General features: G+C 50.3%; 18 protein-coding genes. 15 read left to right on the top strand and 3 right to left on the bottom strand.

Annotated features, from left to right (window positions below):
* Positions 1 to 635 precede the first annotated feature (635 nt).
* The 10 genes from H6F57_RS26320 (at position 636) to H6F57_RS27805 (ending at position 14,439) form a co-directional block, all read left to right on the top strand.
* On the top strand, positions 636 to 1,256 hold the full coding sequence (locus tag H6F57_RS26320; protein ID WP_190632211.1) for a hypothetical protein: 621 nt from the start codon (positions 636 to 638) through the stop codon (positions 1,254 to 1,256).
* A 195-nt stretch (positions 1,257 to 1,451) separates the two neighbouring features.
* Complete coding sequence (locus H6F57_RS26315) at positions 1,452 to 1,826, top strand: DUF6876 family protein (protein WP_190632209.1); 375 nt, start codon at positions 1,452 to 1,454, stop codon at positions 1,824 to 1,826.
* Positions 1,827 to 2,162: 336 nt separating this feature from the next.
* A complete protein-coding gene (locus H6F57_RS26310) occupies positions 2,163 to 3,587 on the top strand; it encodes an effector-associated domain EAD1-containing protein (RefSeq protein WP_190632207.1) in 1,425 nt (474 codons plus the stop codon).
* 29 nt (positions 3,588 to 3,616) lie between these two features.
* Positions 3,617 to 4,030, top strand: a complete 414-nt coding sequence (locus H6F57_RS26305; RefSeq protein ID WP_190632205.1) for a hypothetical protein — start codon at positions 3,617 to 3,619, stop codon at positions 4,028 to 4,030.
* Between the two features lie 57 nt (positions 4,031 to 4,087).
* Complete coding sequence (locus tag H6F57_RS26300; RefSeq protein ID WP_277874307.1) at positions 4,088 to 5,719, top strand: effector-associated domain EAD1-containing protein; 1,632 nt, start codon at positions 4,088 to 4,090, stop codon at positions 5,717 to 5,719.
* 2 nt (positions 5,720 to 5,721) lie between these two features.
* Positions 5,722 to 6,924 (top strand): AAA family ATPase, encoded by a 1,203-nt coding sequence (locus H6F57_RS26295; RefSeq protein WP_190632202.1) that lies wholly within the window; start codon positions 5,722 to 5,724, stop codon positions 6,922 to 6,924.
* Between the two features lie 167 nt (positions 6,925 to 7,091).
* Positions 7,092 to 10,565 carry an SAV_2336 N-terminal domain-related protein gene (locus H6F57_RS28500; protein ID WP_347279989.1) on the top strand — a complete coding sequence of 1,158 codons (3,474 nt, stop codon included), beginning with the start codon at positions 7,092 to 7,094 and terminating at the stop codon, positions 10,563 to 10,565.
* 44 nt (positions 10,566 to 10,609) lie between these two features.
* Entirely contained in the window at positions 10,610 to 11,446 is an 837-nt protein-coding gene (locus H6F57_RS26285; protein ID WP_190632200.1) for a formylglycine-generating enzyme family protein, read from the top strand.
* A gap of 152 nt (positions 11,447 to 11,598) precedes the next feature.
* Positions 11,599 to 12,657, top strand: a complete 1,059-nt coding sequence (locus H6F57_RS26280) for an SUMF1/EgtB/PvdO family nonheme iron enzyme (RefSeq protein ID WP_190632197.1) — start codon at positions 11,599 to 11,601, stop codon at positions 12,655 to 12,657.
* A 258-nt stretch (positions 12,658 to 12,915) separates the two neighbouring features.
* On the top strand, positions 12,916 to 14,439 hold the full coding sequence (locus tag H6F57_RS27805; RefSeq protein WP_313933705.1) for a sugar transferase: 1,524 nt from the start codon (positions 12,916 to 12,918) through the stop codon (positions 14,437 to 14,439).
* 86 nt (positions 14,440 to 14,525) lie between these two features.
* On the opposite strand, the gene H6F57_RS26270 is transcribed toward H6F57_RS27805, so the two are convergent.
* Positions 14,526 to 15,503, bottom strand: coding sequence for a hypothetical protein (locus tag H6F57_RS26270; protein ID WP_190632195.1), 978 nt, complete (start codon positions 15,501 to 15,503; stop codon positions 14,526 to 14,528).
* 308 nt (positions 15,504 to 15,811) lie between these two features.
* Between H6F57_RS26270 and H6F57_RS26265 the strand changes: the two genes are divergently transcribed.
* From H6F57_RS26265 to H6F57_RS26245, 5 genes are all read left to right on the top strand, one after another.
* Positions 15,812 to 16,471, top strand: coding sequence for an NYN domain-containing protein (locus H6F57_RS26265; RefSeq protein ID WP_190632193.1), 660 nt, complete (start codon positions 15,812 to 15,814; stop codon positions 16,469 to 16,471).
* A gap of 418 nt (positions 16,472 to 16,889) precedes the next feature.
* On the top strand, positions 16,890 to 17,891 hold the full coding sequence (locus H6F57_RS26260; protein ID WP_190632192.1) for a hypothetical protein: 1,002 nt from the start codon (positions 16,890 to 16,892) through the stop codon (positions 17,889 to 17,891).
* Positions 17,884 to 18,651, top strand: a complete 768-nt coding sequence (locus H6F57_RS26255) for a hypothetical protein (RefSeq protein WP_190632190.1) — start codon at positions 17,884 to 17,886, stop codon at positions 18,649 to 18,651. The genes H6F57_RS26260 and H6F57_RS26255 overlap by 8 nt, the downstream gene beginning before the upstream one ends.
* 56 nt (positions 18,652 to 18,707) lie before the next feature.
* Positions 18,708 to 19,100 (top strand): hypothetical protein, encoded by a 393-nt coding sequence (locus tag H6F57_RS26250; RefSeq protein WP_190632188.1) that lies wholly within the window; start codon positions 18,708 to 18,710, stop codon positions 19,098 to 19,100.
* A 53-nt stretch (positions 19,101 to 19,153) separates the two neighbouring features.
* Positions 19,154 to 20,188 carry an RNA-guided endonuclease TnpB family protein gene (locus H6F57_RS26245; RefSeq protein WP_190632187.1) on the top strand — a complete coding sequence of 345 codons (1,035 nt, stop codon included), beginning with the start codon at positions 19,154 to 19,156 and terminating at the stop codon, positions 20,186 to 20,188.
* A 129-nt stretch (positions 20,189 to 20,317) separates the two neighbouring features.
* Here the strand turns inward: H6F57_RS26245 and H6F57_RS26240 are convergent, their stop codons facing one another.
* Complete coding sequence (locus H6F57_RS26240; protein WP_190632185.1) at positions 20,318 to 20,815, bottom strand: J domain-containing protein; 498 nt, start codon at positions 20,813 to 20,815, stop codon at positions 20,318 to 20,320.
* A 23-nt stretch (positions 20,816 to 20,838) separates the two neighbouring features.
* Positions 20,839 to 21,330 carry a DUF6876 family protein gene (locus H6F57_RS26235; protein ID WP_190632183.1) on the bottom strand — a complete coding sequence of 164 codons (492 nt, stop codon included), beginning with the start codon at positions 21,328 to 21,330 and terminating at the stop codon, positions 20,839 to 20,841.
* Between the last annotated feature and the right edge of the window lie 51 nt (positions 21,331 to 21,381).

Here is a 21,381-nt window from a genome sequence, read left to right as displayed (position 1 = left end):
ACAGGAAAAAGTGACGAGATAACAGATAGTTGCAGACCGGGGGAGTTTGGGCTCAGAGGGCCTGTGTCGCCCAAAAGTAGTAGCGACGAGAGGGAGAAAGAAAGGCGGGGACACACCCGCGAAGAAAAAAAGACAGCTCACGGGTATGTCCCCATGAACCGTAAAAAAGCCAACCGAGAGAGACGGTAGCACGGGTAGCCTGCGATTGGGAAGAGAAAGGTGAGTGCTATTAGTGGGATAGGGGTTTGTAGAGCCGGTGGAAGGGGGTGCTCCTGGTCGAGCCCGTGGATAAGTGGCGGGAGCTTGGATCTTCGTGTGTTTCTAGGAGTGTTCCACGCTCTTTTTATAGGCATGGCGGCGCTAAATCCGAGGGGTTGTCTTAGGCACGCTAAGAGGCGGAAATTACGACCTTAATGCATCTATCTAGCGCTCCTTTGAGAGGGCTTTGGGGGTGACAGAAGCGTGGAACACCCGTAGACTTTGCCGCAAAATTACTTGGCTGCTCGATAGTTGGTGAAGGTATGAATCATGGCTGCTGCTGCTGCGGCTTACGCGAGAAGGCGCAGGCGCTTCATGCCGCTTTAGTAACAACCCCGGAAATCTGCCAGCGTCTGGGGCTTAGTCTTGATAAGGTGATGGCGCTGCTCCTCCCCCCGGCACCGACGGAGAGACGAAAGGACGTGCCTCGGGTTAAGCGCCCCGTCGGCCGGCCTCCCTGGAGTATAGGGAAAGAGGATGGGGCGCGGCTGCTTGGCCGGCTCGTGGGCCATGGTAATAACAAGGCTCCCATCTGGACGATCCCCCAGCTAGTTGGCGAACTGCGGGAGGTGCTTCCTTCTTCCCATCCCCCTTCACCAGATACGGTGCGGCGAGTGCTCTTCGACGGGTTAGGTCTTACTTCTTTTGCAGCACACGCCGAGCGGCTCCGCGTCACTTCTTCTACTGACCGATTGTTTCCTCCTTGGCGAGGCAAGGGTGGGGAAGTGTCGTCATTGTCGTTGTCCCGGCGATCGCTTCTTTACCTGGTGACCCACCGGACTACCCGGCAACTGGGGCTTGTCTCGCCGCTGTTTCCCCCAGCGACGATAGTAGTGGGCCTGACGCCTGGGAATCGAGTGGCGATCGCAGTGCGGATGCAGAGTCGGATCACCCCAAAGTTTCTCCAGGAGTTTTTAGATGGCCTCTCCACCTTTCATCCCAACAGGCGGGTAGTGGCGCTCCCTGCAAATAGGCTAGACAGCTCACTTTTTCCTTGAACCACCACCGCCCATTTCGTTATTTTCACTGCGCACCATATCGACACGGGTAGAAGTCGGCTTGTAGCTTCTTGGGCCAGGAGACCATGCAGGGTAGATAGCCCCACGGTTTTTCCTATCGAGGGTTTTTTATCTTCCGCATGGGCCTGCGGTATTAGCAGGAATGTCCTTTGCGTGTAGAGAGGGTCTTAGCCGATGGCGAATCCATCATATTCGCTGACTGAAGACGAGCTTTCGCAGTTTACCGGTACATCACAGTACTACCAGCACCCGTTAGGCGTGCTGTATACCGATGGTGTACAGTACATGGCGGAGCGAGGCGGGGGGTACTGGATTATCGATGTGATTGCTGCGTGGCAGTTGCATCCGCAAGTGGCTCTCGATCCTATGCTCCAGCAGATCCAATTCTGGAAGCTCATCGTTCACGATGATGGTTCAGCTACCATGCTCTGTGAGCGGGATACTGACGATGTCGCAGTCTCCCAACGGATTCCACTTACGGATTTTCCGCTCAAACAACTTCGGCTCTACTTCCAGAATGGGGTCGTGCTACTCCCTTCAGAGTATTGAGCTAGTTAGTTAGAGAGAGTCGTCTTTGTCATGCAGATGATAGGAGTGTGAAGGTTTTTTGCGCTGCTACCCTGCATGATCTCCTGGTCTAAGGCCTCTTCCTACGTGATTACGAGTTGGTCTCGGTAAGCGGGTACCACTATGACCAGTAACACCGCTGTATTGGGAGGCGAGCGAAGGTGCTTAAGTTCCTTCCTGATGGTTGTTTGAGGTAGACTCTTGAAAATGCTCCAAGGGAGATTGAAGAGAGCATGCCTCAGCAAAGAATTTGTTATTTTTGAGTGCCAAGCGTGGGTTAAAGGCTATCTTTGGCTCAAGCCTTTATTCCTCTGAGCAGTGGTTAACCCAGACCCAAGTAACCAAGTTTCTTTATCAAACGTTGAGCGGCTAAAGTTAATCCAAATGCTCAATGGCTTGCCTGTGACGCAGTTTGAGGAACTGATTTTTGGATTAAACTCACCCTCTGGTGTTATGCCACCTGGCTTTGCCTCTCAGGGAAATCGCACACCAATTTTGCTCCAGTGGGCAGAAGGTCCAACCGGGCCAGGGCTATTGGCCGTCCAAGATATCTTGGGACTAGTGATGGGACTTACTAAAGAAAAAGATTCTGGGAGGGAGCATAGTACTGTCCAGTCTGGAGCAAAACCTACATCTATGGATGATGCAGAATTGCAGGTGGTTGATTATCAACTTCCCTCATTGACACAATTAACCGGAGAGCAATTTGAGCAGCTAGAGCAGGCTCTGTTATGGGCCTTTCCGCACAAAGAGAATCTCACTCGATTGGTTCGGATCGCTTTCAACACACGGTTGCAAGCGGTAGCTGAAGGAGCTACTCATACTGATCGGGTTGATCAACTCATTGAGTGGGCTGAAGCTGAGGGACGACTATCTGATTTGGTTGCTGCAGCGCAGAAGCAAAATCCTGGAAATCCAAAATTACAGGCCTTCATTATCTCTCTAACTGCTGATACGCCACCGCCACCTGTGTCTGGGGTGATCGCGCCTAAGCAAGGGCCGTCCTTTGATTGGCGTGGGCCAACGGATGAGCGCGAACTAGAAGGGCTACTGCGGCCCCAGCGAGATGTCACATCCTATGACATGGCTTTTATTCAACAAGCCAGCCAGCCTGCGGCGGCAGTGTGTCGTATAGAGCTACCGAATCAAGAAGCTATTGGTACGGGCTTTCTGATCGCGCAGAACCTAGTCTTAACTAATTACCACGTGATTGCTCCCTACGAAGATTCAGATCCCTATGCTCTGTTGGAGAAGATTACGTTACGGTTTGGTTACTTAACCATGGAGTCAGGGCAGGGCGCTGCGGGACAAACGTTCAGGTTGGCTCCCAATCCTCTACTCCGCTTCAAAACGGTTGAGCAAGGATTAGACTACGCTTTGCTACAGGTTGAGGATGGCATCCTATCTGCCCATGCCTTACAACCTATTATCCGGCAGCCAAGTCGATTGCCTGACCGAGATATGAACATTCATATCTTGCAACATCCGGACGGGCAAACACTGCGAATTACCTTTAGTAATAACGGGATTACTGGCGTCTATGAGCGAGATGGCCTGCTCCAGTATGTCAGTGATACGTCGGTGGGTTCTAGTGGGTCGCCCTGCTTTAACGATAAGTGGGAGCTTGTGGCTGTACACCATGCTCAAGTGCCTGCCACCTTTGGCGTTAAGTGTGAGGGCATTCTGTTTCAGGCGATATATCAAGATATTGCCGATATTTTGGACAAATCTTTGGGACACTGAATCAGGTACTGGGGTTAGAGGTAACAGATATGAGCCGTCGCATTGTTACTCGTCGTCTGGAGGGTCTACAGGGAGGAGCCCAGGTTGACACTTACTTTGATAAGGTCATCAAGTATATTCCTGCCGATGTTGTAGCGGCTTGGACGGTGGTTATCAGCCTAATTGCCAGTGCTGGAGATGAGGTTCCTAAAGCGACTGTCCTATGGGTAGCCTATGCATTCGGTATTGTCATGACTGGCTTCTGGACGTTGGAACGAACTAAAGAGAAGGGGAAGCCTCCAGCTAAAACTCAAATTGCTGTTGCTACGATCGCCTTTGCAATTTGGGTCGCCGCTTTGGGTGGCCCCTTCGAGTTTTGGCCTGGTTACCAACCCCTCTACGGGTCATTGTTGCTGATTGGCTATACGCTAGCTGTTGGGCTCATTACTCCACCGGAAAACTAACCATTGAGCTTGAAGTAGATTGAGAGACCTATTGCTGACCGTTGCGCATCATCTGACATGGAGCTAACTGGACCCCAATTTGAGCAGTTAGAGACTGCTCTGATGAAGGCATATCCTGATGAAGGGAAACTTAAGCGGATGGTGCGAATTGTCTTTGGTAAAGCCCTGCAGGCGGTTGCTGAAGGCTCAGATCATACTGAACGAGTGGATAAGTTAATCGAATGGGCTGAAGCAGAAGGAAAAGTTGTGGATTTAGTGAGGGGGGCTCATCGCCACAATCACCTAAACGAGCAGCTCAGAAACTTCTGTAGCACCTATAGTCAGGAGCTACTTAAAGAGAGCTGTGCTGACATGCCTAACGTCTTGCAGCAAGACACAGTTTTTGCGTTTGTAGGTCTGCCGCTAACCGCTGCTATACCCATTGCTCAAGTCGTGAGTACTGGGCTCGCAGTGCTTCCATCAGGAGCTAGCGACAATCCAGACGATATAGATTTTAAGGATTTTAGCAATGATGAGCTGCTCCCTGTAATGCGGCTCTATGGTTTTTTAAGGCTAGCGCTGGCTAAGTTTCCTCAGCCAAAAGACCAACCACCGACCTTGCTGCTATTTGCCCGAGAATTACACCAGGCTGTAGAAGAACCAGCTAAAACCCCTTTAGTTGAATGGATTCGGCGAGTAGAGGCAGAGTATAAAATTTCCGCTGAACCCGCTTCCTCCCAGCCAGGTGCCTCAACGAAACAAGGCATGCTCGAAGTGTCTTTAATGGTTACGGTGCGGCGATACTCCAAGCAGCTCCCGAATCAGCCCTTGCAATATCAGGTAGACGGCTGTCTCTACTTTGACCAGGTTGTTGGTCGTCCTTCTCTGGGTGAGCCTCCTAAACCACCGGTTGCACTCTCTCTCCCTGAAGCTCCCGATGAGCTTGGTGTTGTTTGTCCCTGGGAACAGGTTGCAGAACGTACTGATCAGTTTCTTTCGGCTGCGATACGCCAGCTTAACCATCCCGTGAAGCAGGAGCTTGGCTATAAGTACTACAGGCTTTCGATTGAATTGTTTTTGCCCCTCGACTACATGGGTGCAGAGGTTGATCGATGGCCTCGTGTATCTCGGCAGGAGCCTTTAGGAAAGGCCTATGGAGTGATTGTTCGTTTCTGTGACCGTATCAATGATGACGAGCGGTTGAACGAACTCTTCTTGGTATGGGACAAACTTCAGAGTCTACTTAAATCTCCTAACGGTAACATTGATCTACATAGGCAATTCGAATCACCTACTAATTTGGGCGAATACGCTTCCTGGCAGAATTTAGAGGCCAACCTCAAACAGAAAATAGGAATTAAGCTCTGCTGTGGATTGCCTGAATCAAGCCCCGACCAAAAAGGGCTGTTTGAAGCTATTCTTTACAGTGATGTTCCAATAGCGGTTTGGACTCGTAGCACTGACTTGGTAGAGCCTGACCCCGAATCCGGTGAGCTTCGGGCAGTTGAGATCTCAAAAGCGCTGGATTCTTTTTTGACAGTAGAGCGTTTTCGTCAGCCAGTTACCCTCTCCGATGAACTGAAACGAGTACGTCAGGCAGCCTTATCTGTCAGTGCAGAAGGGATCAAAGGCCGGTGCTTAGGTGATCACATTTCGCTTTTGCTAGATAACCCAGACCGATTACCGCTTTTCCCGCAGCTAGGATCCTAACCATGACCGACTGGAAAATCTTTCAAGGTAGTCAGGACTCTGCCGACGAGAAGCTCAAACAGTTGCTATCGGTTGAGGCCCCTAGCTGGCGTCAATTTATCGATGCCGAAAAAGCTGCTGTATGGGATGATAAGACTGACGAAGAGTATTTGCATAACTTGCAAGAGATCGCGGCTAAAAAGACACGCGATATTCAACGCGGCGAAAGGTTTCGACTTCGCATCGCTGCATCACCACCACCAACTAGTGACCCCGTGGATGCTGAAATGCCGGAGTCGCTTAACCTCAACAATGAATATGATGAAGTGATCGAAGCGGTAAATGCAGGCCTCTACCTTCGCCGCCCACTGATGATTGCCGGTCGGCCTGGCTCTGGTAAAACGTCACTGGCTTACGCGATTGCTCATGAGCTTAATCTTGGCCCCGTTCTCCTCTGGCCTATTACTGCCCGCTCGGTGCTAAAAGATGGACTCTACCAATATGACGCGATTGCTCGCCTTCAAGATGCCCAACTCAGCGAGCAAATGATGAAAGTTGGGCAGAGTAGCGATGTGGGGAAAGTAGCGGCAGATTTCAAAAAAATTGGACAATACATTCGTCTTGGGCCAGTTGGAACAGCCTTTCTTCCATCCAAATATCCCCGAGTATTGCTAATTGATGAGATCGATAAAAGTGATATCAATCTCCCCAATGAACTGCTCAATCTTTTTGAAGAAGGAGAGTTCGAAATCCCTGAATTAAAGCGTTTATCTAAGGCAGAGACATCTCCTCAGGAAGTTGAAACTGATGATGGGTTACTCCGCGAGATTCCGAAGGGAAAAGTACGATGTAGAGAGTTCCCAATTATTATTATGACCAGCAACGCTGAGCGAGATTTTCCCCCAGCCTTTTATCGGCGCTGTCTGAGGGTTGCCATGCCGAATCCCTCTAAAGTCGCCCTTAAAGAAATTGTCAAAGCCCATCTTGGTCCAGGTAATGTTGAAAGGTTTAACCATGTCATCCAGGCATTTGTGGATGAACAAAATAGCGATGAATTTTCTAGCTTGCCTACGGATCAACTCCTAAATTTAATTTATTTATTCGCCAAACAGCCTCAAGCTGCCTCTCAAAATCTGGAAAAATCTACTCTCAAAAAGCTTCTTTTTAATCCCACAGACAATATGAGTGGAGGAGCTAGAATAAGTCGAGGAGGGTCTCCCCAATAACGCGAATGAAATTAACGTTTGAACGATGGCTAGAGGTATTTGGCGGCGATGAGTTTAATCTCACCGCCACTGAAATCGCTGATATTTATTGGCTGGCTCTAATACAACACCGATTTGGGGTTGAGCCGTCGCAGCAGTCTCCTGCCTCAACGGGGGCGTCTACATCGGTGCCTCAAGGAACGTTAGCCCCCCCAGTAAGTGACCGGGAAAAACCTCCAGAATTACCTGTACCGTCCTCTCCTTATCGACCTCCCCCATCGGCTGGTGGATTGTTTACCCGAGAAAACTCGCCGGTCCCCCAAACAGATTCAAAATTACTACGAGTACCTACTGCTCCGGCTTTCCGTGATCCGCTCTCCTTAGCTCGGGCGTTACAGCCTCTCATGCAGCAGCGACTTTTGGCTGGAGGTCTGCAACTGGATGAACCCGCTACCGTCTATAAGATTGCTGAAGAAAGGGTGTGGTGGCCAGTCACTAAGCCAGTCACAGAAACCTGGTTAGAGTTGGCGTTGGTGGTTGATGAAAGTCCCTCGATGCTAATTTGGCGGCGCACTATAAAAGAACTCAACCAGTTCTTTAAGCATTATGGCTTTTTTCGCGATGTTCACCTATGGGGACTTATCGAGAAAACAGCTTTGAATAAGAGGTCGTCTTCTGCGTCGACCACGAGGCCAGCAGCTAAAGAAGGTAACCTCGATGCGGAAGCACCCGAGGGTCAAACTGAGATCTGTTTGCGAGCTAATCCCTTTTCCCGATTTCATACCCAAGATCTGCAACGGCCCGAAAGTTTAATCGATCCGAATGGGCGGCGGCTTATTCTCATTGTTACTGACTGCGTCGATCCTCTTTGGCAGACATCGCAACTACTTTCAACCCTTAAGCTATGGAGTGATAAAGGCCCCACAACTATTTTGCAGATGATGCCAGAGTGGCTATGGTCTCGTACCAATCTGCGGCAAGCTACACCGGTTAACTTTCAAAGTCCAACAGCTGGCAGTGCTAACCAGGCTCTTGATGTGGTATTGGCGAGCACTACTTACTACCGAAGATCCAAAGCTGAAAAAAAGGCTGATATTAAGATTCCTATTATCACACTGGAGTCTGACCGAGTTTATTTGTGGACTCGCATGCTTACAGCCCAGGGGGCGCATCATGCCCCTGGCGCAATTTTTAACCCTCGTGCCCAGAGAATGACGGTGGCTGTTCAGCAGCGGCAGCAACAAAAAACACCGTCATCTTCTACAGGAGCGTTTAAGGCTCAAACCTTTAGAGGTGGCGCATCTCCTGTCGCTCGACGACTAGCGAGCCTTCTAGCGGCTTCCCCTACGATTACCCTGCCAATTGTTCGCATGGTGCAAGAGACGTTGCTGCCTCAATCCAAGGAGATTCATGTGGCAGAAGTATTACTTGGAGGTATCTTACACCCGAAGCAGCTCCCGTCCCTTGAGACTCATCCTGATGACGTACAGTACCAGTTTGTTGATTCAGAGATTCGAGCAACACTCTTAGCTGAAGCTCCTGTTTCAGACACCACAGCAGTGTTCTCCCGGTACATTGAAGAGCGTTTCAATAAGTCCCTCTACGATTTCATTGTTGAGCTGCGACAACTTATTCGCTCCGAAAGGGGGAGTGAAGACGAGCTGAAACCCATTGCTACTATTGCGGCTGAGGTTTTGCAGTATCGGGGGTCTGAGTATGCTGATTTTGTACGGGAGGTAAACGAGCGCTTTGGCAAGTCAAGTGGCCCAGAGGGAGGGCAGCAGCAGCTTCATGACTTACCCGAACTTGAACCGTTTGATTTCATAGATGCTCAGCTGGTTAACAAACTTTCCAGAAATTCTCTGCCAAAGATTCCCTCAGCCACCTTACTGATCACGATAGATGAGCTTACTGGACAATCAGATCGGTATTATGCTGATGGTTGGTTGGTTCCCAATCCACAGACCTACAACCCCAGTACAGGAGTAGGCTCAGTGGCATTGTCCATCCTAGGCATCGGCCGCTATATCGATATATCTAATGATCTACAGTTGTCTCGGGGTATTACGGTTCAAGATATTCCTAGTGCCATTGCGACATTTCTGGATCAGGCTAGCGGTTCTTCCCCAAAAAGAACATTTTCTATTCATATTTTTCTGCCCCTGAGCCTGCTGAATATACCGATTGAGCAAATAGGCATACCGCCTCAATCTCGCAGAAGAACGAGGCTAGCGATTGGCCCGCGCTGTCACCATGTGGTGATTCGCTCCATGAGCCGATTGCAGTTTACCCGAGGTGCAGCAAGATGGCGCTCAAAGTGGAACCAGCTTCAAGCAAGTTATCAGAATGCAGCTAAAGAGGTATTCGTCAGTGGAACTGGCGATGCAGCCCAAACGTATAGAGTATTAGAACAAGCTTTGGGGCTGAAGCTGATGAATAATACTTTTGCCCGTTCTACCCCCACTGAAGAACTTGAAGTCTTTTTAGCAACTGGCGCACCCATTGCTATTTGGAGCCGAGGTACCGAACAAGCCGAGGATTGGGACCGATTCATTGATGATCACATTTTAAATGGAACTATTGAGGAAATCCCTGCCAGAGTCTTAGCCTTGCGCCGAGCGGTGGTGCCGGGAAGAGATCAATCCCTAGAGCTAAGAAGTCAGATGGCTTTCCTGTGGGATGATCCAATGCTGGTTCCACCTAGGCCAGGGCTAAACCCTCCACCCCTGCAAGATGAGTCTGCCTTCCCACCACCTTTGGAAACTGAAGAATTCACCATCATCACCTTCGATGATGGTGATAGTGAATCAGAATCTTTTGAGTTCACCATTGCCACCATGCACCATGACGGCAACCGGTGGGAGATTATTCGCCAGCAGCAACGGGTCTATCGCTTGATTGAGCCCCTGCCCGGCGATCTCCCCCTCGAAATGGTGGCTATTCCCGACGGCACCTTCCTTATGGGCTCTCCAGAGGATGAGCTAGAGCGCGATAGAAGCAGCGAAAGCCCTCAGCACGAAGTCTCCATCAAATGGTTCTTGATGGGGCGCTACCCGGTTACCCAAGCCCAGTGGCGAGCCGTGGCCAGCTTGCCTCAGATAGGACGGCAGCTACAGCGAAATCCTTCCCGATTCAAAGGCGATAACCGCCCTGTAGAGCAAGTGACCTGGGATGACGCTGTTGAGTTCTGTGCCCGTCTCTCGGTTCATTCAGGCCGCCAATACCGGCTGCCCACAGAGGCTGAGTGGGAATATGCCTGTCGAGCTGGTACCACTACCCCCTTCCACTTTGGAGAAACGATTACCTCAGAGTTGGCCAACTATAAAGGTAGCACTACCTATGATGACGGACCCCAAGGCGAGTTTCGGAGAGAAACGACTCCTGTAGATCACTTTGGCATTGCTAATGCTTTTGCCCTTACCGACATGCATGGCAATGTGTGGGAGTGGTGCCAAGATCATTGGCATGACAACTATAACGGTGCTCCCATTGATGGCAGTGCCTGGATAGAAGGCGGAAATTTATCCCGGCGAGTCCTTCGCGGCGGCTCTTGGGACAACGAGCCGTGGTACTGCCGCTCCGCGTACCGCGACGGCGACGGGCCCGACTTCGACGATGACCCCCTCGGTTTTAGGGTTGTGTGTTCGGCCCTCAGGACTTAATTGCCCTTTACCCTCCTGCCCTTTTGCTCTCTATAGAGAAAAACATGGAGCCTCCCTCAGCCCAACTCACGATCAAGAAACGTCAAGGGCGGAACCAATACTCCGACCAGATTATCGCCGAAGATATCTTACCCCTGCGGATGATGCTCATTCCCGCAGGCACCTTCTTGATGGGCTCGCCTGAGAGTGAGCTAGAACGACAGGATGATGAAGGCCCCCAGCATGAGGTAAAAGTGCCTCAGTTCTTTATGGCCAAGTATCCGGTGACCCAGGCTCAGTGGCGCGAGGTGGCCAATATGCCGAAGGTTAAGCAGGTGCTAAAGCCCGATCCATCCTTCTTCAAAGGCAAACTGCGCCCGGTTGAGAAGGTTTCTTGGTATGACGCTGTGGAGTTTTGCGACAGGCTTACTTTGCACACTAACCGCCAATACCGCCTGCCCTCAGAGGCCGAGTGGGAATACGCCTGCCGGGCTGGCACTACGACTCCCTTTCACTTTGGTAAGACCCTCTCTACCGATTACGCCAACTATAAGAGTGTTGATAAGAGATTTAGAGCCTATAGTCCTGTTACCCAAGGCAGATACCGCAAAGAAACAACCCCTGTAAACCACTTTGAAGGGGCCAACGCTTTTGGTTTATTCGACATGCACGGTAACGTCTGGGAGTGGTGTGAAGACCGCTGGCACGATGGCTATGATGAGGCTCCTGATGATGCCAGTGCCTGGATAGAGGGGGGAAATTCGTCGAGCCGAATCCTACGCGGCGGTAACTGGAGTGCCTACCCAGAGATTTGCCGGTCGGCGGTCTGCATCTACGACGAGCCTGACATGGTCAGCAATACTATCGGTTTCCGGGTTGTATGTTCGGCCCCCAAAACTTAATAGCCATTTACTCTTCTTGCCCTTTGCTTCCCCCCGGTTCCGCCTCTAAACCAGGTAAAATCAAACTGGGCAAGCTATTCGGGTAGGGCAACGGAAGATCTAGCTGGCCCATTCAAAATTTAGAAAGCAAAGAAAAGCCTCGGAAAGCTGCTATGGAGTTATCCACAAAAGAGTCTTATAAACTACTACATGAGGCTTTGATAAGCGCTTTTCCATCGCAAAGACACTTAGCTCAATTTATTGAGGATAGTTTAGATGTTAATTTAGAGCAGATAACAGGAATTAATCCTGATAATCAACTCGTTTTGGAGCTTATAAATTTCCTTGATGCACGAGGCAGGCTCAATGAACTAGTTGAGGCCGTCTCTTGGTCTAATTTTAAGAGTCCGGAAGTAGATGCGTTTCTGGGTAAGTTTTTAGATTCTAGACCGACCATCCGTCGAACTCCCCGCACCGGCCAGGGTTTTATTGAGCCCCTGCTAGTTGTTGCCGATGCCCTGCCGCTCCACATGGTGCTGATACCAGGTGGCACTTTTAGGATGGGTTCTCCTGACGATGCGCCTGAGCGAACGGACGCCGAAGGCCCTCAGCATGAGGTTACCGTGCCGACATTCTTGATGGGCCGCTATCCCGTTACCCAAGCCCAGTACGAGAAGGTGATGGCGACAAACCCAACTACTGAATATGATACCGATCGCTTTGTCGCCCCTAATAAGCCTGTTGTTGGAGTGACTTGGTATGACGCCGTGGAGTTTTGCGACAGGCTCACTTTGCACACTAACCGCCAATACCGGCTGCCCTCTGAAGCCGAATGGGAGTATGCCTGTCGAGCCGGTACCAAAACACCTTTCTATTTCGGTAAGAGCATCACGACTAAACTGGCTAATTACGATGGCCCCAATGGTGACTACCGCGAAGGGACAACTTCTGTAGATCTCTATGGCATCGCCAATGCCTTTGGCTTGAGTGACATGCACGGCAATGTTTTCGAGTGGTGTCAAGACTACTGGCACGAAAACTACGAGGATGCTCCTGCTGATGGCAGTGCTTGGATAAAAGGCGGAGATTCATCCCTGCGAGTCATACGCGGCGGCGCTTGGAACGACAATCTGATGCTTTGCCGTTCCGCTTTCCGTCTCAATCTTGGGCCCGGCTTTGGCCCCGACGCCGTCAGTTTTCGGGTTTGTTGCTCGGCTCCCAAAGCTTTTTGATAGCCCTCTACACTTCTTGCCTTTTTGCCATTTAAGGTGCGGAGCGTCCGGAAGTTTTTTTACAGTGATTGGGCAGTTAGATTCGTGAGTGTCGCTTCTTTAATCACCATGTCTTGATAGCTGCTGGAGATGGCTCTCCTGAGAAGCCAGCCCACCCCTCCTGGCATCTGTGATACCAGACCCACAGCCTTGGCCAGTAGCTACAGAGGTGCTGTAAGGAGTAGATGGGCTAGGATAGCGATAATTTGTACACCTTTAGTGCTGAAAGTGACAGGAACAGAGCAACTAACCGGCCACAACAAGCTATTGGCCCTGGCTGGCAAAAAGATGACCACTATTGGCCAATGGCTGACAGAAAGCTTTGGTGTACACCAGAAAGCCTTGGTATCAGACTTGGTTGTTGAAGCTTCGGAACCAAAGCGTGTTGCTCTAGCGCAAAAAACAGACTTACCGACAGAAGAGAGGCTTCGGCTCCCCCGCTTGCTCAATGGCCTGCCCCCCAGCCAGTTTGAAGAACTGGTATTCGCATTGAATCCATCTGCAGGTATCGTATCAGCCAACACTGCACCACAGGGTAATCGCGCAATCGAGTTCCTGGCGTGGATTGAAGGCCCGACTGGACCAGGGTTTGGGAAGCTGTACGAAGTCCTTGAATATTTTGGTATCAATGATCTGGCACCGCCTCAAGCGGGTACGGTGAAGCGCCTCTCCTTCGCATTTGCCGGAAACATAGACAAGGTAAATTATGCAAAATTAAAAGCAGTCGTTGCGCTCTTGCAAGACATGGCAGAAGACACATCCATCTCTATCTTGGACATTGAAGAAGGTAGCATTAAGCTTACTTTGGGTGGCTCTTCGGAAGGATTAGCTAAGCTGAAAGCACTGTTTGACGAGAAGGAATTAACTGAAATCGCAGACGTGGAAGTATTAGATGTAAGCTTCTTGCCAACCCAATTGGATAGAGATTGGAGAAGCAGTTCTCCTTCAGAATCACTAACAGAGATGGAAATGGATGGACAGCAAGGTGCTTCCCCAAATAACTCTAAACACCAGATTGGCACATCTTTATTGCCGACGCAGACAATTAAGGAAGATGGTAGAACGGGCGATCTGGGGGCTGATGGAGTACGTTTGTCCAGCAGTCACACCTCAGACCATCCTAGTCATCCTTCCATCTATAATCCATGGAAGCGTTCGCTTGATGTCATTGGCTCGGTGATTGGCCTTTCGTTTCTTATCGTTATCTTCATACCTATTGCAATTGTCATCAAAATAGATAGTCCAGGCCCCATTTTTCATCGCCAAACTCGGTGCGGTCTACATGGCCGTCCGTTCCATCTTTGGAAGCTTCGCACAATGGTTGCTAACGCTGATGCGTTAAAGCATTCAGTGTCAATAGAAGGCCAAGGTCTTATTTTCAAGAATGAAAATGATCCACGAGTTACTAGGGTCGGCCGCTTTTTGCGTCACAAATTCTTAAATGAATTTCCATCTTTGTGGAATGTTTTAAAGGGGGATATGAGCTTGGTCGGTCCCCGGCCTCCAACATTGGAGGAGGTAGCACATTACACTCCCCGTCAATGGAAAAGGTTAGATGTCAAGCCTGGCATCACTGGTCAATGGCAACTTGAAGGGCGTGCATCAATTAAAAACTTCGAAGAAGTTGTCCTTTTAGACTTGAAGTATCAGGAACAGTGGACTTTACTGCTTGATCTGAAGCTTATTTGGAAAACTCTAGTTCTTTTATTTGACAGCATTCCAGAAGACACGCCTGTTGTGTAAAACGTGCTGCGTTATTGGTGACGTAAAAAATGCTGTTTGAGGGCGATGCGCTTTCCCTAATTTCATAAAGTTGGCAATAAGCAGTATCAATCCGCGTTGTCTGCATCAGCGTATCGGTAGCCTTTGAGGTCGGCCTTGTGTGCCTCGGCGGTGGGGTCATTCTTAATGAATCGCTTAAGCGTCGTTGAATTTTTCCACTCCTCATGAAGGCCGCCGAAATATTTCTCGAGCATTCCTTTAGAAGTCTTCCTGCACTCAAGCGCGGGGAGATGCCGGGTAACGAGCCGGTTCATCGAAGGGATAAAGAATCCCAACGCGGAATCTAACTTTGGATCCGATATGTAGCAACGCATGCGAGGAAAATTGTCGGTTAAACGAACCCGAATAAGAGAATGTTGGGTATCGTCTTTAGCAATTTTTTTCCATTCCTGCATAATCTTGACGATAGAGGCGAGGGTACTTTCACATTCTTGCTCTACATCGCGAACGTTTATACCTAGCTCTTCAGCAAGTGTTTGACGGCGCTTTGAACTTGGATTGAAAAAAAGGATGCGTAGCGTGACTCCTCTCTCAAGGGTACCGATAAAAAGATCTGGGTTAGCCTTAAGAGATGTCTCAAGCGATGTGCCAAAAAACCACGACTCGTTCGTAGCACTATTGAGAATTTTTTTCACTAACTCGATAGGGTTTGGCTCATTATGAACTTTTATAAGTCCGGCAGATGAGCTGTTTGGCGTGTTAGTTTGCTTTGTTGCAGATGCAGGGATGGGTTTCTCGTCTTCTTTAAGGTTTGATATCCATACATCAAAAGATGTTTCCATAATGAGGAGACAAAGAATTTCTAGGGTCTTTTTAGAAAATGTGAGAGATTTTGAGCTGAGGAAGTTTTTAAAGTTTTGCTTCTCTGGAAGCTCAACTTCTTGTCGAAGCGGAGCAGGGACATTCTCCCATGTCGATTCTACTTTGTCTTTGTATTGTAGGTTACCGTCTTCGTAGAATTTGGCTTCAAAAATATCTCTTAAAGAAATGTACGTTTTTTCCGGAAGACGGTATCGGTTAGTCATGGATAGGGTTTTTAAGAATAAGTAATTTTGAAGGGTTAAATAGGGGTAAAACAGGGGGCAATTAGCCCAACGTAACATTGGAAAAAATTTGCTATTGCTAAGGTTTAAGCGCCTTTACCGAAAATTTACCTATGGGTATTGCGAGGCAGGGGTAATTTTTCCTTGAGCAACAGCGGTTAGTTCCTCCGTACTAAGTGTGTCTGGTAGGCTAAATCCCAACGCGAGATGGTATGAGGCGTATCGCCAATCTCGACGTGTTGAATCAGGGTCATAGATAGACAAGCACACCAACGTTCGGAGAGCTGTTTATGCTTCAATTCCTAGACCACTTTGAATTAATGGTGGTAGTTGTACCAATTGGATTAGTTACGCTGCGCCAGGAACTGCGGATTTCAAAGCTGTTAAAACGTATAGCTGCCCTTCCTAGGCCTGTGTCTCCACAAAATGAGATGACGCAGCAGCTAGAACCTGAGGACCGAGTTGCGGTTTTTATTGATGGCCCAAACATGCTTGGGGCAAGTTATGAGTTTGATGTTTGCATCCACTATGGTGCACTTCTCGGGCTTATAAATTGTCGGTCTGAATATGTCGTAAGGTCAGCCTTCTATACCCCGTCAATAGTTGGAAATGCTGGGCACGATACCTTTGTCCGCAGCCTTATAACAAAAGGATTCGAGGTTGGTCAGCCTTTGGCTGGACCCTCAAAGCATGGCAAGAAGCACCCCGACGTGGATTGTCAGCTTTTGTCTGACATCCTTATCCACGCTGACATGTTTGATACTTGCATTCTTTTGAGTGGCGACATCGATTACCTCCCTGCGTTACGCCATTTGCGATCTAAAGGTAAGCGCATTGAAGTGTGGGGATTTCACGAGCGTACTGCCTGTGAAATGAGACAGGTCGCACATACATTTATCGATCTACAGACCCTTGAGGATGTTTGTAGGCCAAGGCAGCAACATCACTAGAGCAAAGAGTAGTTATCTAGAGATTTCGAATTGTCATCAGGTAGTGGTGGTCCTGCTGTTCACAGGGCTTTTGAGAGGGGGGATCGATCGTTTGTAGAAACTTTAGGCCCCCTTTTTCTCACCTGGTGTAGTCAGAAGCTTGTTGTAAACGTCCGAGTTCGATTGTGTAGCCAAAAGGTGAGCATCTATGGCGAAGAAGAAGGATTCGAATAGTGGCAATAATGGCAGGGTGAGTAAGCCTGCAACAGAAAGCTTTTGGATTGAGAGTGAGCCCAGAGCGGATCGTCACGAACAAACTGGTGGAGCGCACGCCCGACAACGTGGCACCGCCCACGTTGATAAGCCTGAGACTGCACCGTGGTGGAAGGTATGCCTCATTCTTGACGGAGCCGATCTCCACGGACCTGCTGCAAGTAGCATGACCAAGCGTATGGCATCACTGACAGCATTCGCTGGGATGTTTGCTCAGATTATTAACCTCGTCACTGGCTGGCCTTTTGCGGTGGCGATCGCAGACGGCGCTATCCGGGGCGCGGTGCTGTCGCTCCTAATTTACGGCGTGTCGAACATCTTTCAGAAGCAGGCGGCAATGAAGCCGTTTGAAAGAAACGCTTGGGCAAACATAGCAGTAGTCTCCTATGCCGTAGTGAGTCTTGGCTGGAGTATTCCAGGCCCTATTGGGGTAGGCCTTATGCAGTACCCCGAGGATATTCAGAATCAGTACGCCGAGCGAATCACGTTTGAGCAAGCGCTGTCTGGTTACCAGGTGGAGCTTGATGAGGCAGCGCTTAAGGGGTCGTATGCCGAAGAGGTTCAGGCTCAATGTGATGAGAAGGTGAAAAGCTTCGAAGAAAAAAAGCGGACTGGGGATCCGTCATACCACAATGCGCACCTTGAGGCATATGGACCGTACGACACCGTCATCACCCCAGGGTACTGGGATCGCCTTCCAGTGGAGGCATTACCCTTGTGCCCGAAAGCAAGCCGGCTTCGGAGCGAGGCTCAAGCAATGAAGGAAGGTGCCGAGGCCGCTCTTGGAGAGGCGAAGGTAGCGATTCAGACGAAGTATGGGGAGAGCTTTGTCGCATACCTCAAGGCTGAGCAGCCAACCCTGTATGAAGCGTACTTTTATCCAAAAAGTGGGCGCATGCGGTTTCGGCGGGAGGAACTAAACGAGCTTGCCGCGTTGATAGAGAATGGCGAACCCGGGGTGCAGGCGATGCTGTGGAGCGCCGGGATGTTGAGTGGTGTGACAAGCCTTGCTTCAGTGTTAATGACCTGTGCACTTGCTGTGCTCCCTGCGGTTAAGGTGAGCTGGCGCTCGAAAACAGCCCTCAAGTACCAAGAGCGTTTAGCTGAACAACAACAACTTCGCCGTCGTGATGAACAGCAGCATGGAGGAGGTGGCTTCCATGACTAATAATGGATTCGCGCAGAGGCATGATAACGACGAAGACAACGCTCCAGAATGGCTTCGTGAAGACGCGCTCCTTGAGGAGATGGTCGATGGTGAGATTGAGGCTAATGCTCGCGCCAGTAGTGACTTTGATAGCGCTCAGTGGATGGGTGAATCGTCGCACCCAGCGCTTGATGCCTTGGTTGAGCAGTCAGCCCACGAGGGACCTCTGGTGTATCTGGAGGCGATTCGGAGCGGCATTGCCTATCAGATTGCTACGGCCCGTGAGGTGCTCCTTGCGCTTCGGGTAACGGAGGGCAAGGGAGATCAGTTAGATGCCTATGCCCAGTTTGCATATGCGCGTGATTCTCTCTTGTGGGTGTTCCATAGCCATTTCCCAAAACCGCCGTTTATGGCTCTCCGGCGGATTGTTCCCATTCGTCGCAGCCTTTTACGGGTTGTGTGGATTCGGACCGGGTTTACGTGGAGTTTTGTCGAACAGGCTGTGTACGTGCTTATCGACGACACTACCTCGGTGAAAAAATATCTGGTTGAAATCGAGCTCCTGCCACCGCTTCACAGGCGGCAATACCTGGCTCGGTTCTATAGATGGCTCATTGTTGATCGGTGTCGGCGGGTAAAGCGGGCTCGCTATCTTCGGGCGCTTAACCGCCTTCGTATTGCAACTGATGATGTGGGTGCGTTTCTCACGAGCTATCTCGATCACCACCTTTTGAATATGGCTGTCCGAAGAGACTGCGATGAGCCGCCTACCTTCGATTGATTTTCACGCTTTGTGAACGCTGGTTTTTGCTTTTTATCTCTTAAGGAATGTGTGTCATGCCACGGAAAAAGACTCAAAAAATCACCGTTTTTGTTGAAGAGAATCGGAGTGAAGAGGTACGCCTCTCATCAAGACGGCAGTTTGCAATTACGGTTTCTGTCGATGATTCTCTCCTTAACGTCCCCGATCGGATGGCGGAACTTGGCGCAGTTGAGGCTCTCGTCGATCTGCTGCGGGAGGGGGTGATAGACATTGTTGAGGCCTATGTACAGAGTGCTGAAGATCTTGTGCGACAGGCAGCGCGGTTACGGACTGAGGGAGTCAGTGAACATCGCTTCGATGAGTACGACGGTAGTGCCGAAAGAGGGCATGAGGAGGAAGAAGGGGTACTCGACGACCACTATCAGCCTGAGCAGCAGCAGCCACAGCAGAAGGATTTGTTCTATTAAACGAACACGACAGTTTCTATTGACTTTCGCCACAGACGCCTTAAACAGAGTCTGTGGCGATTTTTTTGACTATCTCCTGCAAGCTTCAACTTGATTTGGCCCAGCACCAGAAGGTCGAGAATACCCTTGCTGCGTTTAGCATTGCCTGCACCTATATCAACGAGCAGGTAGATCCAGCAGTACGTAATAAACTCAAGCTCCAGTCGCTTATCTATCATGATGTGCGTAAACACGTCCCTGAGCTTCCCGCTGATTTGGTGGTTGCGGTTATGGGGCGGGTGGCAGAGAGCAGGAAATCGGCCCATGAGCGGAAGTGCCGGGTGCGGCGGTTTCGACCAACAAGTGCGTCGATTAATACCAAAGCGTTTCGGATTCGGGAAGCTGATTGGACGGTAAGTATCAACCTGGTCGGGGGCAGGGAGAAGACGATTCCGCTTGTCCTTGGGGAGTACCAGCGAGAGCAGCTTCGGGGACGAAAGCCGGTAAGTGCTGTGCTCGTTTGTCGCTCCGATGGAGGCGTGTATCTCCAGGTGCAGGTAGAGTATCCAGTACCTGAAGTTGTCCCACGTGGGCAGGTGCTTGGTGTTGCTCTTGGGATGGATACCATTGTAGTGATGAGCACCGGTGAGGAGATAGTACGGGAGGAAGTAGGGAGTGTTCGAAGTCGCTATCAGCGGGTGCGATCGTCTCTCCAAAAGAAAGCCTCGAAAGGCACGCGGACCACACGACGGAACTGCCGTCGGGTCTTGAAACGGTTGTCGGGGCGGGAGCGACGGTTTGCCACTTGGGTAAACCATACGGTCAGTAAGCAGGTTGTTACGAAGGCAAAAGACATTGGTGCAGCGATTGCACTCGAAGACTTAACCGGGGTACGCGAGCGGAAGAATAAGCGGGTTAAAGTGCAGACGGAACGTGCTCATATAAACACCTGGGCGTTCCATCAGCTGCGCTCGTTTATTGAGTACAAGGCAGCTGTGTGTGGCGTTGGCGTGGTGGTGGTGCCAAGCGATAAAAAGACAGAAGGGACTGCTGATAGTAGAAAGGCAGTGAAGATTAAATTTCGTGGGGCGGCCTGTAAACCCGCCTAAACGTTCGCTCACAGGAGGTACGTTGTATCTGTTGGTGGCAGGACGAAAGTTCGTGTTTGGAAACAAATACGGTCTGTTTACACCTGACGCATTATTCAATAGCTTGCTTAGCAAGCTGACATAAAAAGCTCAAGCCGTTTTTGCAATTCGTTGCCGTTTTTCTCCTTCAAACTCTTGATAGCCGTATTTTGCTGCGATGGTGCCAAAGTTGGCACCACTGCGGCCCCTTCGGTACTCGCCAGCGTGCCAGAACCACTTCTCTCGGGTTGAGTGCCAGCGAAGCCCCACGGCCTTTAGCTGGTCCTTCACGGGTCTTGTTTCACCATCTACCCATACCCAGGTACCCACAAGCATGATGCGCACACTGGGCAGCCCAAGCGCGATAAGCTCGCCGAGTTTATCGATCACCGCTTGTTCTAAATTGTGGTCGTAGCGGTAGGTATGATCCTCGCCATCGCTTCCCCTTGACGTAGCACCGTGGCAACCTTTGAGCGCTTGGTGGTACTGCTGATTTAGTTCCTGCATCGCCTCTGTGGTTCCACCCCGATCAGGGTGGAGACTAAAGGCGAGCCTTCGATATCGCTGCTTGATTTCTTCGACCTGTGAAATTCCTAAAAAGTAGTTCATGGTGTAGCCTCCCCATCTGCCGATTAATACTCGGACGGAAGCATGACCACGCCGCGCTGGAGGTACAGCGTTACTTTCTTTAAGGTGAACCCCGCGCAGCTTACCCGGTGGGAAAGAATAGGCTCGTTTGCGTCACGCAAGCATTCCACTAACCCACTTGAATCGTCGTCGAGAGAAACCCGCCAGAACTGCATGTGCTGGAGGTCGGGATTCCCCGCGATAAGCGGGTGAAGTTGACACGCGACAATGTGAGCGATAAGCCATAAGCCGCCCCCTTCTTTCACTAGAAAGGCCACCCCATCAGTGAGGAAGTAGTGTGGTGAAAAGGGGAGTGGATGGTACTGCTCCGTACCGGTAAATCCCCGCAGGTCTGATTCCTTGATGGTTGTTGTTGCTGTTCCGTTTTCCATGTGTGTACTCTCTTTCAATCGTTTGTTGTCATTGCTTGGGAAACGGGTTTTCCACACCGATGGATAACCCGCCTTGGCCCGTTGAGGGGGCCGCGGGTTATCCACAGCGATGGAAAACCCTTCATGCAGGGTGCGAGCCTTTCCTAGTGCGCAACG

The organism is Leptolyngbya sp. FACHB-60, from assembly GCF_014695775.1.
Taxonomy (GTDB): Bacteria; Cyanobacteriota; Cyanobacteriia; order Phormidesmidales; family Phormidesmidaceae; genus Nodosilinea.
The sequence above is the reverse complement of the archived record's forward strand: the minus strand, read 5'-3'. Positions and strand labels throughout refer to the sequence as shown.